Annotated in this window: 9 protein-coding genes; 8 read left to right on the forward strand and 1 reads right to left on the reverse strand. The window is 56.2% G+C overall.

The annotated features are described in order from the left end of the window. Positions 1 to 204: 204 nt before the first annotated feature. From VSQ30_RS14450 to VSQ30_RS14475, 6 genes are all read left to right on the forward strand, one after another. Positions 205 to 1,935, forward strand: coding sequence for an ABC transporter ATP-binding protein (locus tag VSQ30_RS14450; protein WP_334466044.1), 1,731 nt, complete (start codon positions 205 to 207; stop codon positions 1,933 to 1,935). Between the two features lie 16 nt (positions 1,936 to 1,951). Beyond that, positions 1,952 to 3,337, forward strand: coding sequence for a UDP-N-acetylmuramoyl-L-alanine--D-glutamate ligase (gene murD / locus VSQ30_RS14455; RefSeq protein WP_334464940.1), 1,386 nt, complete (start codon positions 1,952 to 1,954; stop codon positions 3,335 to 3,337). Positions 3,338 to 3,571: 234 nt separating this feature from the next. After that, complete coding sequence (gene rnr / locus VSQ30_RS14460; protein ID WP_334464942.1) at positions 3,572 to 5,776, forward strand: ribonuclease R; 2,205 nt, start codon at positions 3,572 to 3,574, stop codon at positions 5,774 to 5,776. Positions 5,777 to 5,852: 76 nt separating this feature from the next. Next, on the forward strand, positions 5,853 to 6,029 hold the full coding sequence (locus VSQ30_RS14465) for a pro-sigmaK processing inhibitor BofA family protein (RefSeq protein WP_160641837.1): 177 nt from the start codon (positions 5,853 to 5,855) through the stop codon (positions 6,027 to 6,029). A gap of 404 nt (positions 6,030 to 6,433) precedes the next feature. Further along, positions 6,434 to 7,537 carry an ISAs1 family transposase gene (locus VSQ30_RS14470; RefSeq protein WP_334462467.1) on the forward strand — a complete coding sequence of 368 codons (1,104 nt, stop codon included), beginning with the start codon at positions 6,434 to 6,436 and terminating at the stop codon, positions 7,535 to 7,537. 217 nt (positions 7,538 to 7,754) lie between these two features. Continuing rightward, the gene (locus VSQ30_RS14475; protein WP_334466046.1) at positions 7,755 to 9,524 is read left to right on the forward strand and encodes an ABC transporter substrate-binding protein; all 1,770 of its coding nucleotides are present in this window, start codon (positions 7,755 to 7,757) and stop codon (positions 9,522 to 9,524) included. A gap of 242 nt (positions 9,525 to 9,766) precedes the next feature. Here VSQ30_RS14475 and VSQ30_RS14480 read toward each other — a convergent pair whose 3' ends face one another. After that, entirely contained in the window at positions 9,767 to 11,113 is a 1,347-nt protein-coding gene (locus tag VSQ30_RS14480; RefSeq protein ID WP_334464943.1) for a PepSY1/2 domain-containing protein, read from the reverse strand. 241 nt (positions 11,114 to 11,354) lie between these two features. On the opposite strand from VSQ30_RS14480, the gene ruvC reads away from it, so the two are divergent. Continuing rightward, positions 11,355 to 11,852, forward strand: a complete 498-nt coding sequence (gene ruvC, locus VSQ30_RS14485) for a crossover junction endodeoxyribonuclease RuvC (protein ID WP_160641835.1) — start codon at positions 11,355 to 11,357, stop codon at positions 11,850 to 11,852. A gap of 118 nt (positions 11,853 to 11,970) precedes the next feature. Continuing rightward, the gene (ruvA, locus tag VSQ30_RS14490) at positions 11,971 to 12,570 is read left to right on the forward strand and encodes a Holliday junction branch migration protein RuvA (protein WP_334464944.1); all 600 of its coding nucleotides are present in this window, start codon (positions 11,971 to 11,973) and stop codon (positions 12,568 to 12,570) included. Positions 12,571 to 12,689: the final 119 nt, after the last annotated feature.

Consider the following 12,689-nt stretch of genomic DNA (forward strand, 5'->3'; position numbering starts at 1 on the left):
TTTCCCGCCTATTATACACTACCCTTCCCCTTTTTGCAACCGTTTTTTACAGGCGGGCTGTTCCAAAGCCCTCCCACGCTGCGGGAAAGGGCTTGATTATTCCCGGCGTTTATGGCATAATTTTGTTATAGTAAAATAACTGATTAAGAAGGACGTGGGTGCATTTTGGAAAAGAGTGAAAAAAAGGCGGGCAGGCAGGGGCTTATGCGCCGCTTCATCCCCTATTTCGGCAGGTATAAAGGGGTGCTGGTGTTCGACCTGTTCTGTGCGGCTCTGACCACTGTGTGCGAGCTTGTGCTGCCCATGCTGGTGCGGTATATTACAGACATGGGCATTAACAACCTGGCGGCGCTGACGGTGGATGTGGTGCTGAAAATCGGCGGGCTATACCTGTTTTTGCGGCTGGTGGACGCGGGGGCCAACTTCTTTATGGCTTCCATCGGGCATATTATGGGCACCCGGATTGAGACGGACATGCGCTCTGACATGTTCGCCCACCTGCAAAAGCTATCCTTTAACTATTTCGACAACACCAAGGTGGGGCAGATTATGACCCGCATCACCACGGATCTCTTTGACGTGACAGAGTTTGCCCACCACTGCCCGGAGGAGTTTTTCATTGCGGCCATCAAGATTTTCGGCTCCTTCATCATTCTGTGCGGGGTGAATGTGTGGCTGACCCTCATTGTCTTTGCGGTGGTGCCCCCCATGGTGGCTGTTGCCATCTATTTCAACCACCAGATGAAGGAGCAGTTCCGCTCCCAGCGCAAGCAGTTGGGAGAGATAAACGCCCAGGTGGAGGACAGCCTCTTAGGCGTGCGGGTGGTAAAATCCTTTGCAAACGAGGGGCTGGAGACGGAGAAATTTGAGGAAGGCAACCGCACTTTTTATAACGTGAAGCGCAAACGGTATTTTTACATGGGCGGCTTTGAGGCTTCCAACCGCCTCTTTGACGGCCTGATGAATTTGCTGGTGCTCATAGCCGGGGCCTTGTTCATGATAAACGGGCAGGTGCAGCCTGCCGACCTGGTGGCCTACATGCTGTATGTGGGCACCCTTATCGCGTCCATCCGGCGGCTGGTGCAGTTTGCCGAGCAGTTCCAGCAGGGCATGACCGGCGTGGAGCGGTTTTTCCAGGTGATGGACGCGGACGTGGAAATTTTCGACGAGCCTGGCTCCACCCCGGTGGAAATTAAAAAAGGGGACGTAACCTTTGAAAATGTCAGTTTCCACTATGCCGACGACGGCAAGCAGGTGCTTTCCCATATCAGCCTCCAAGTGAAGGCAGGGGAAAACGTGGCCCTGGTGGGGCCTTCCGGAGGCGGCAAGACCACCCTGTGCAACCTGATTCCCCGGTTTTATGATGTGACCACAGGCCGCATCCTCATAGACGGCAGGGACGTGCGCACCGTCACCCTGGAGTCCCTGCGGGGCCAGATTGGCTTTGTGCAGCAGGATGTATACCTGTTCTCCGGCACAGTGTTTGAAAACATCCAGTACGGCAGGCCCGGGGCTTCCCGGGAAGAGGTGATGGAGGCGGCAAAGCAGGCCGGCGCCCACGACTTCATCCTGGGGCTTTCAAACGGGTATGATACATATGTAGGAGAGCGCGGCGTGAAGCTTTCCGGCGGGCAGAAGCAGCGCATCAGCATTGCCCGGGCTTTCCTGAAGAACCCGCCCATTATGATTCTGGACGAGGCCACCTCCGCCCTGGACAATGAAAGCGAAAAGCTGGTGCAGGCCTCCCTGGAGAAGCTGTCAAAGGGCCGCACCACCTTCACTATTGCCCACAGGCTTACCACCATCCGGAACGCCACGGTAATTCTGGTGCTGACGGACAAGGGCATTGAAGAAAAGGGCACCCATCAGGAGCTGATGGAGAAAAAAGGCGTATACTATAACCTGTACAACAGCTATGCTGTAGACGATGCATAAAAGGAGGGCGAAACCCATGGACAGCGGCAATTTTAAGTGCAGGGCATTTTTCGATTCCCTGAAAGGCAAATCCGTTACCTTCTGCGGCATAGGCCGCAGCCACATGCCCCTGATGGCGCTTTTTAAAAGCAAGGGCGCCGTCGTTTCCGCCAGGGACAGGCGCAGCCTTGCGGAACTGGGGGAAAACGGGGAAAAGCTGCAGGCGCTGGGGATATCCCTCCATTTGGGGGAAGCGTATCTCCAGGACATGGACGAGGACATCATCTTCCGCACCCCGGGCATGAAATATCATCTGCCAGAGCTGGAGGAAGCCCGGAAAAGGGGGCAGGCGGTGACAAGCGAGCTGGAGGTTTTCTTTGACCTGTGCCCCTGCAAAACCTACGCCGTCACTGGCAGCGACGGCAAAACCACCACCACCACCCTGATTGCAGAGTTTTTAAAGGCTGAGGGGAAAACCGTCCATGTGGGCGGGAACATCGGCAAACCCCTGCTGCCGGAGATTGAGGATATCGCCCCCGCAGACTGCGCGGTGGCGGAGCTTTCCAGCTTCCAGCTTATCTCCATGAAGGAGTCTCCCCAGGTGGCGGTGGTGACGAACCTCTCCCCGAACCACCTAGATATGCACAAGGACATGCAGGAATATATTGACGCAAAGCGCAACATCTACCTGCACCAGAACGCCTTCTCCCGGACAGTTTGCAATTCGGATAATGAAATCACCGCCTCTTTCGCCCCGGAGGTTCGGGGGGACTTATGGCTTTTCAGCCGGAAGGAAAAGCCTTCCCGGGGCGTGTGGTGCGACGGGGAAACCATTTTTGTAAACGGGGAAGAAGTGCTGAAAGTGGGGGACATTAAAATCCCCGGCTGGCACAACGTGGAAAACTATATGGCGGCTATTGGCGCGGTGTGGGGGGACGTATCCCCGGAAAACATCCGCAGGGTGGCAAAAGAATTCGGCGGGGTGGAGCACCGGGCAGAGCTTGTCCGGGAGCTTGACGGCGTGAAATATTACAACGACTCCATTGCCAGCTCTCCCACCCGCACCATTTCCGGCACGCTGTCCCTTTACAAGGAAAAAATCATCCTTATCTGCGGGGGCTATGACAAGCACATCCCCTACGCCCCCTTAGGCCCTGTTATTTGTGAAAAGGTGAAAACCCTCATCCTTTTGGGGGCAACCGGCCCAAAAATTGAGGAAGCAGTAAAAAACGCGGCAAACTATCAGGAGGGCGCGCCCCGTATCCTCCGCGCCGCGTCTATGGAGGAGGCTGTGGCCCTGGCCCAAAGGGAGGCCGCCCCGGGGGACGTGGTGTCCCTCTCCCCGGCCTCCGCCGCCTTCGACCTGTATCCCAACTTTGAGGTGCGGGGCAGGCATTTTAAGGAACTGGTAAACGGGCTGTAAGTTGTCTCCGACGGCTTAGGGGCTTTGCTGACCCTAAGAACCCCACAGACCTTTTTGAAAAAGAAGGTTAAACATTAAACATTCCCCTTTAGGAATGTCGATCCAAAAACCAATTTATGCGGAGTTTTTCTCCGGGAAAGCATCGTGTGAAGAATACGAAAGGAAGGAGCGGTACCGGGCATAAAAGGCCGTTTTTCATGGCTTTTTGTGCGTATTCTGTACCGCATGGCGATTATGAAACCTAAAAAATTTGGAAACCAGAAATTTAGAAGCGGCGGCAGGACGCCCCGCACCATTTCCTCCGCCCAAACCTACGAGCTGCCCAGCGCGGCGAAAACCATTGAGGAAAAGCTGGTGGTGGCGGCCCTGAAGCGCTGCGGCGGGGAAGGCGTACCCGCCAAGTCCCTTTTGCGGGAGGCGGGGATAAGCGACAAAACCGCCTTTTACGACGCCCTGCACAGCCTGGAGGCTGTGGGGGAAATCAAGGTGGACAAGGATCACTGGGTGCAGCTTGTGCCCCGCACCGGGGATATAGAAGCCACCCTTGTTTCCCTTTCGGAAAAATTTGGCTTTGCCAAGCCCAAAGCTGGCACGGAGGACATTTTCATCCCCGGCAGCGCCTTAAACGGGGCTTTTGTAGGAGATGAAATTATCATCGGGGACTTGCAGAAGCGGGAACGCGGCCCCAGCGGACGGGTGAAGCGCATCGTGAAGCGCAGCGAAAGCGCCGTTACCGGCACCCTCCATATAGGGGAGCAGGGCGCCGCAGTCACCCCGGACGGGGCGGTGCGCTTTGACATGCGGGTAGCCCCCGGGAAACTGAACGGGGCGAAGGACGGGGACAAAGTGCTGATTGCCCCGAAAATGGACGGGCGCGGGGACTGGTCCCTGTGCGAGGTGCGCACCGTGTTCGGCACAGGCAGCCGGGCCAGAGTATGCGCCGACGCCATTATCGAGCGCTGCGGCATCCCCACCGCGTTTCCCCCGGAAGTGCTGGAGCAGGCGGAGGAGATTTCCAAAATGACCGTCACCCAGGCGGACATCGACAGCCGCCTGGATCTGCGGGACTGGCCTGTTTTCACCATCGACAGCGCCGACGCCAAAGACCTGGACGACGCGGTGTCTGCCCAAAAGACAGAATACGGCTACAAGCTGGGGGTACACATTGCGGACGTTTCCCACTACGTGAAGGCCAAAACCCCTATAGATGAAGAGGCCTACAAGCGGGGCACCTCCGTCTATTTTGCAGACCGGGTGATCCCCATGCTGCCCGAAGCACTGTCAAACGGGGTGTGCTCTTTAAACGCGGGCACAGAAAAGCTGACCTTCTCCGCCCTGATAGAGTTTGACACTGAGGGGGAAATTACCGGCTATTCCTTCCACAAGTCTGTGATAAACTCCAAGGTGCGGGGGGTGTATAAAGAGGTAAACAAGATTTTCGACGGCACTGCCTCCCCGGAAATTTTAGAGAAATATGCCCCTGTGAAGGACAGCCTTGCCTGCACCCGGGAGCTGGCCCATGTGCTCCAGGCCCGGGCAAAGAGGCGCGGGGAAATGGATTTGTCCAGCGACGAGACAAAGTTTGTGCTGGACGGGGAAGGCGTATGCATAGACATCCTGCCCCGCACCCAGGGAGAAGCCGAGCAGCTTATTGAGCAGCTTATGATAGCCGCCAACATCTGCGCCGCCCGGGCTTCCCTTGACGCGGACATCCCCTTCCTGTACCGGGTGCATGAGCGGCCCCAGCCCGACCGGGTGGTGGAGCTTTACGAGCTTTTAGACAGGCTCTCCATCCCCTGCAAGGAGCTGAAAAAGGGCCAGCCCGGCACTGTGGATTTTGCCGCGGTGCTGGACAGGGTGAAGGGCACGCCCCGGGAATCCCTAGTGAACCAGCGGATTCTGCGCACCATGGAAAAGGCCAAGTATAACCACAAGGAGCTGGGGCACTTTGGCTTGGCTTTGGGGGAATACAGCCACTTCACCTCCCCCATCCGGCGGTATCCCGACACCTCCATCCACCGCATCCTGACGGATTTAGTGGGCGGCGTGGACAAGGGGACTATCCGCAAGCGGTACGGGGTTTTCGCGGAGGAATCCGCCTTCGAGTCCTCCAAAAATGAAATCCGGGCCGTCACCGGGGAGCGGGACGCGGAGGACTGCTATATGGCGGAATATATGCGCGCCCACCTGGGAGAGCATCATCTGGGGGTTATCAGCGGGGTAACGCCCAAGGGAGTGTTCGTAAAGCTGCAAAACAACGCCGAGGGCTTTGTAAGCCTGCAGGACTTTGAAGGCTGCGACTTTGAGTTCGACGGGGAAATCTGCCACCGGGATCTGCGCTCCGGCCGGGTGCTGATGATGGGGGACGAGCTGCCCATCATTGTGGCGGCGGCTGACGTGGCCACAGGCCGCATTGACTTCATGCCTGAGGAGGCATAAAGGGGCAGGGCTTTTCATATGCTGGGATGTGGACATGTGTGACGCAGGCTCCACATTTCGGAAAGGACGTGGGCGCGTGAAAAGCTTTCTCCTGTCGGCGGCACTGGGGCTGGGGGCCTTGGCGCTGGTAAACTTCTGCGGGCAGTTTACAGGGGTGTACCTTCCTGTAAACCGCCTGTCCCTGCTGGGCGCGGGGCTGCTGGGCATTCCCGGCGTCACCCTGCTGGTGGTCTGCAACAGCCTGCTGCTTTAGAAGCCGTGCCAATAGGCCATAGGACAAATTTTTCCGGCAAATTCTGCAGGCTTCTGTGTTGGAAATCCTCGAAGATACGAAAACGTTCGTATTTCTAAACGCATATATGCGTTTGCGGTTCATCCGCCTTGAAGCCCACGAAATCTTTTCGGAAATCTTTGCGCCACTCCTATCGGTACAACTTCTTAGAGTCTGTTTGAAAAACACAAAATCCCCCCCGGCGGGCCGCCTTTTCTGCGGCCCGCCGGTTTTTCTGCCAGTGCACAAGAAGGGCGGCTTGTCATACTATAAGAAGCGGGTCTGCTTCAAACTGACGCATAAGGGATCACATGCCTTGGACGCTTTTGCACCAGGGGCAGGGCGACAGCATTTAACTTTTTGTCGGAACATGGTAAAATAGAGGAATGGAAATAGAAAGATTAAAAACAGCACTGGAAAAGGTAGAGGACCCGAGAAGAACGGACCGAGGCCATGTACTGCACAAATTGGAGGACATTTTAATAATCGGATTGTGTACTCTGGTATGCAACGGCAGTGATTTTTCGGATATGGAGGATTTCGGAAGGGAACGGGAGGAATGGCTAAGGAACTTCCTGGAACTGCCAAATGGGATACCAGACAGTGACACATTCCGGCGAATTTTCGAGCGATTGAACCCTAAAATGCTGGCCGAAAGTCTGTATGACTGGCTGGCCAACAACCGAAAAGAAGGCAGTGTAATTGCAGTAGATGGTAAAACGATTTGTGGAAGCGGAAACCATAATCACAAGGCATATCATGTAGTAAGTGCTTTCGTGGCGGAAAATCAGGTCACTTTGGGAGAGATCGTTACCGAAGAAAAGTCCAATGAAATCACTGCTGTACCGGAACTTCTGGAGCTGTTGGAGATAAAAAACAATATCGTGACAGCGGATGCCATGAGTTGCCAGAAGGAGATCGTAAGAACAATTACCAGTAAAAAAGCTGACTATGTGATTGCCCTGAAAAGGAACCAGCCTGGACTACTGGAGAATGTTGTTCTGTATTTTGACAGCTTTCGGGAAGAAATCCCTCTGTTCAGCACAGATGAAAAAGACCATGGCCGAATAGAAAAACGGGAATACCGTTTATTAACAGACCTGTCCTGGCTGCCGGAACAGAAAGACTGGAGTGGCCTAAAGTCAGTGGGAGAGGTTCGCACAACTGTTACAAGGAATAGGGAAACTTCTACTGATACTCGGTATTTCATCTCCTCGCTAACCGAACTGCCACGTTTTGCCCATGCGGTACGATGCCATTGGTCTATTGAAAACCAGCTGCATTGGTGTCTGGATGTTATTTTTGACGAGGATAGCTCCAGAGCAAGGAAAGATATGTCACCGCTCAACCTGAATGTCCTTCGCAAGGTTGCTCTGTCTCTCTGTAAAAATTGTCAGAACCCTAATCTCCGTAAATCAAGCCTACAGAAACGCCGCTTCCGCGCTTCCCTTAATCCTGATACCTTCCTCTCCATTTTGTTGGGAACTTAAATGCTGTCGCCCTGGCACCAGGGGGCGGCAATCTTGACTTTTCCCCATGTTCACTGTAAAATATTTGTATATTTGCGCCTGCCGCGTTTGAAACATTTTCCTGGTTCCCAAAGGCGGCGGTTTTTAAGAAGCTGTGCCAACCGCCGCACAAATCTTTTCACCGCGGCTTCTAAAAGCCCGCAGCAGGCCAGTATTGAGAAGGGAGCGTTTGAACGTGATGAAAAAAGGAATCGTGCGCCTGCTGGCGCTGGCCCTGGCCGCGGCCCTGTTGCTGTCAGGCTGTGCCGCCTCTGGCGGGGAAGCCGGAAGCAAAGGGCTTACCTGGGTGACATGGCGGGGCTATGAGAAATTCATTGCCCTGCTGGAGGAAACTTATCCAGATATAGGCCTGGAGCAGATTTCTTATACAGGAAACAGCGCGACATCTTATAACTGGGCGCAAATGCGCGCCGGGGATATTTCCGATATTTTTACCACCAGCCAGATTCTGGACAGGGATTTGGCGGCGGAGCAGCTTCTGGACTTGTCGGGCTATGACTTCATCAATGATTTCCCCACCTCCACCCTGGATCAGGTGGCTATAGACGGGAAGGTTTACCTGCTTCCTATTAATTACGCCATGTACGGCATTTTCTACAACAAGACCCTCTTAGAAGAGAACCATTGGGAGGTGCCGGAAAACTTCCAGGAGCTGGAGGCCCTGTGCGGGAAAATCCGGGAGGCGGGGATGGTTCCCGGGGTGCTGGGCACCCACCTTACAGGCAACACCTTTTCCGCCATGTTCAACCTTGCCAAAACAAGCTGGCTTACCACCCCTGAGGGGGCCAAGTGGGAGCAGGGCTTCCTTGCGGGGGACGCCACAGCCGCCGGCATGTGGGAGGACACGGTGGACTATGCCGGACAGTACATGGATATCGGCATGTTCGCCACAGATCCGGAGGACAGGAACAACCCCGACGTCCTGCTGGACTACCTGGGGAACAGGAAGTCTGTGTTCTGTACAGCGGTGTTCACCGTAAATATTACAGAGCTGCCGGAAACAGGGGATAAGCTGGGGATGATGCCCTATATCAGCAAGGACGGCAGCAAAAACATCTATATGTACAACCCCACCAGCTACATCGGCATCAGTAAACGCCTGGCAGAGCCTGGCAATGAGAAAAAGCTGGAGGATGCCGTCAAGCTTCTTTCCCTGCTCTTTTCCCCGGAAGGCCAGGCCTCCTTTATCACAGAAGAAACCCCCTGTGTGCTGGGGGCTTTAAGCAGCGCGCAGATGCCGGAGGATTCTATGATTTACGATGCCCAGCAGGCCATGCAGGAGGGCCGGGCCTTCCCCATGACCTATGCCGGCTGGGAAAATGTCCTCGCCGACATCGGCCTGGCCTACAAGGAGTGGTTCCGGGGGGAAAACAATACAGACGGGGAAGGCTGCATTGCCCGGATGGATGAATTGCAGCGGGACTATCTGGACAGCGCGGGACAGGTCTATTTCTGCGAAAGCACCGCGGATTTCACCCTGGAGGAAACCGCCGCCCTTATCGGCAAGGCCCTGGGAAGCAGGACAGGGGCAGATGCCTCTATGGTGCTTATGGGGGAATACCACCGGGATGTGCCGGTGATGCGGGCCGGAGTCACCGGGAAGCTTTACGCGGGCCGGATTAACACAGATGTGGCGGCGTCCATTTCCCCAGACTTTGACGGCGAATATGCCCTGCTTTCCATGACCGGGAAGGAGGCAAAGGCCTTTAAAGAGGCCGGCTTCACCCCCGAGGGGGAAAGCCAGCCATATCCTTATGTGCTGGTAACAAAGGGCGGCGCAGAGCTGCGGGATGAGGAGACGTACCAGATTGCCTTCCTCAAGGGCAGCTATACAGAGGAGGCAGCCGGGGCTTACGGCGCACAGGTGCTGGAAGGCTCTGCCGGCGGGATGCTGCGGGAATATCTGGAAGAGCAGAAAACCGTTTCCCCTGACAGCCCCTGGGAATAAACAAAATATTAAAAGCAGGCAGGCATTCCTTTTGTGAACGCCTGCCTGCTTTTTGCCGCATATATAGCAAACACACTTTAAAATTGGTATTTACTGATTTTAAAGCCAGGCGGCTTTACCGCCTGGTTCAAAAGAGGTGCACCTCTTTTGAACTGTGTTAACTATAAAAGCCCACTTTCATTTTTCGGTTGCGCGGCCTGTGTCCAGCGCGCAAAGGAGCAAAGGCGGCGCGTGAACACCTCCTAAGACGCCAGCACCCCGCTGTCATCTATCTGCAGCAGGTATAGCTGCTCCTCCAGGCCTGTTTCTGTGTTCACATAGCTGAGCACCCGCCGCCTGTCCTCCCCTTTGCAGGAAAACTCCCAGCACAGCACCTCGTCCAGGCCAGGGGTGGGGATAACCGCCAGCCGGGTGCTTTCCACCTGGAGCAGCGGGCTTAAGCCTTCGGCGGCTTCTTCCGCCGAAAGGGCCGGGGTGGATAGGGAGCGCTCGCGGCAGTTCATCAAAAACCCTGTCCCGTCATATTCCACCATGCCGCCCTTCTCAAGCTCTACCGTAACTTTAATAAGATCGGGATAGCACAGGGCTTCCTCCTCCCCCACTGCGGCTTTTGTGTGGAAATTCACCGTGCACAATCCATCGCTGCTTACATAATAGCTTTCCTGCAGCGGGGGAAGCCCCAGGCCCTCCAGGGCCTTTTTTGCCGCCTTTAAGGCTTCTTCATAGGAAAGGCTGCCAGCGCCGCTGTTTTCCTTTTTATAATAGGCGATTTCCCCGCCCTGCCGGGTGACACGGATTTGCTCGCCCTCCCGGGCAAAGGAAAACACAGGAAGCTGCCCGCCTCCTTCCCCGGCAAATTCCAAATCCCCCTCTTCGCAGCCTAAAAAGGCGGCGGCCTTTTCCCCGGCCTGTTCCCGGCTGATTTCCCCTTCCCCTTTCAGGTACAAAGGCTCCCTTTGGGGGATATGGTCGGAGAAAGGCCCGTCGTACAGCAGGGCGGGGAAGTCGGCAAACTCCTTTGCCACGCTGTCAAAATCATCGTCCAGAAGGGCCAGCTCCTCAATTTCATCCACGTTGTTCAAAAGGCTTTCCAGCCTGTTTATCTGCGCCCCCTCTGCCGTCAGCCGGGCCTGTATGCCTGTAAGGGCCTCTTCCAGCTTGCCCGCATATGCCTGCAGGGTGGAAAAGCCCTCTAAGTCCTGCCGCTGAAGCTCCTTGCCGGAAAAGGATTTCCGTGTCAGGGCCAGGGCATAGTCCCCCACCTGGGACAGGAAACGGCTGATGCGCTCCGTTTTCTCCATAGAAAAGGGCAGGCTTCCCAAGGCTGCCTTGGCCCCGCCGCTCTGCTCCAGAAGCTGGGCGGACAGCACGCTCTGCATGGCGGGGGTTCCGGCATACCGGGCTTTTTCCAGCGTCCGGCCCATGCCGCTGACTTCATCGGTCAAGTCCCCCAGCGCCCGCTGGTATACATATTCCAGGCGGGTGCCGCTCTGGTTCAGGGAAAGCCGCAGGTCTATAAGAAAGCCGCCCCCTATAAACACCAGGGCCAGCCCGAAAGCCCACAGCCTGATTTTTCCTCGTCTGCTCATATTCAATCGCCCTGCGAACCGGAATCCGCACAAAGAGCTGTAAAGGAACAGCCTTTTGCGCCCGGTATCGCTCCTTTCATAAAATTTTTCAAACAAACCCTATAACGCCTTTCCCCTAGTTTCCGCGAAGGAGCCGGGGAAAATTCATAGGCTGTTCGCATTTTTTATCTGTTCAATTCTTCCGGATTGTGGTATACTGATTGTGATTATGCGGCGGCACTGCCGCCAAGGAGGACGCTTTTTGCGCATTTTAGGCATTGATCCCGGCTATGCCATTGTGGGCTACGGGGTAATTGAGGCAAAAAACGGGGCCTACCGGCCCTTGGAATACGGCGCGGTCACCACCCCTGCCGGGGCGGACTTTGGGGAGCGCCTGCGGGAGATATACGACGGCATGTGCCAGTTGCTTGACACCCTGCAGCCCCAGGCGGCGTCTGTAGAAAAGCTGTACTTTACAAACAACAAGACCACCGGCATCGGCGTGGCGGAGGCCCGGGGGGTTCTCCTCCTGGCCCTTGCCCAGAGGGGCGTCCCTTTATATGAATATACCCCGCCCCAGGTGAAGCAAGCGGTAACAGGTTATGGCAAGGCCCTGAAGCCACAGGTGCAGGAGATGACCCGCCGCCTGCTGGCCCTGCCCTCCATCCCCAAGCCCGACGACGCCGCCGACGCCCTGGCCCTTGCCATCTGCCATGGCCAAGCCGCAGGCTCTCCCCTGCGCCGGGCACTGCTGCGCTAGACCCTGGGGCTTCCCGCCCTCCCGCGCTGCGCTTTCCTCATGACAGGCTTGTGAAAACAACTGGCGCCTGCCTGGACAGGGAAGGAGCAGAACCCTCCAAAAGCAAGGAGATTTACTTATGTTTTATAGTTTGACTGGAAAAATCGTGCATACAGAGCCGGGCTTTGCCGTGGTGGACGTGGGAGGCGTGGCCTTTAAGTGCGCCACCTCTATGGGCACCCTGCGCACCCTGCGCCTGAACGGGTCCGCCACCCTGTACACCCATTTAAATGTGCGGGAGGACGCGCTGGATCTTTTCGGCTTTGCCACCCAGGCGGAACTCAACTGCTTTAAGCTGCTCACCGCTATCAGCGGCGTGGGGCCAAAGGCAGGCCTTGCCATCCTTTCGGAGCTGTCTCCGGAGGAGGTGGCTCTGGCGGCGGCTGGCGGGGATGTAAAGCGCTTCTGCCGGGCAAACGGCGTGGGGCCAAAGCTTGCCCAGCGCATTGTGCTGGAATTGAAGGACAAGGTGGTGGATTTTTCCACCGGGGAATTGGGGGCAGACTTCCTACAGCCCGGCGGGCCTTCGGCTTCCGGCAATGCCGCCCAGGCTGTGGAGGCCCTTGCCACTTTAGGGTATTCCCCCACAGACGCGGCCGCCGCTGTAGGCCGCCTGGACAGCAGCCTGCCTGTGGAGGAACTGATACGGCTGGCCTTAAAAGGCTTTGCAGGGGCGTGAACGGAAAAGTCCTTTTTCGATCAAACCTTTTGGGGGAAAAGGGGGAAGGCCCCCGGTGGGGTCCGCTCTGACCCGACCGAGCCGGAAGGCGAGAAGCAGAGGTGTGGAGCAGCGCTCCA

This window comes from Acutalibacter sp. JLR.KK004 (genome assembly GCF_036941085.1).
Classification (GTDB): domain Bacteria; phylum Bacillota; class Clostridia; order Oscillospirales; family Acutalibacteraceae; genus Acutalibacter.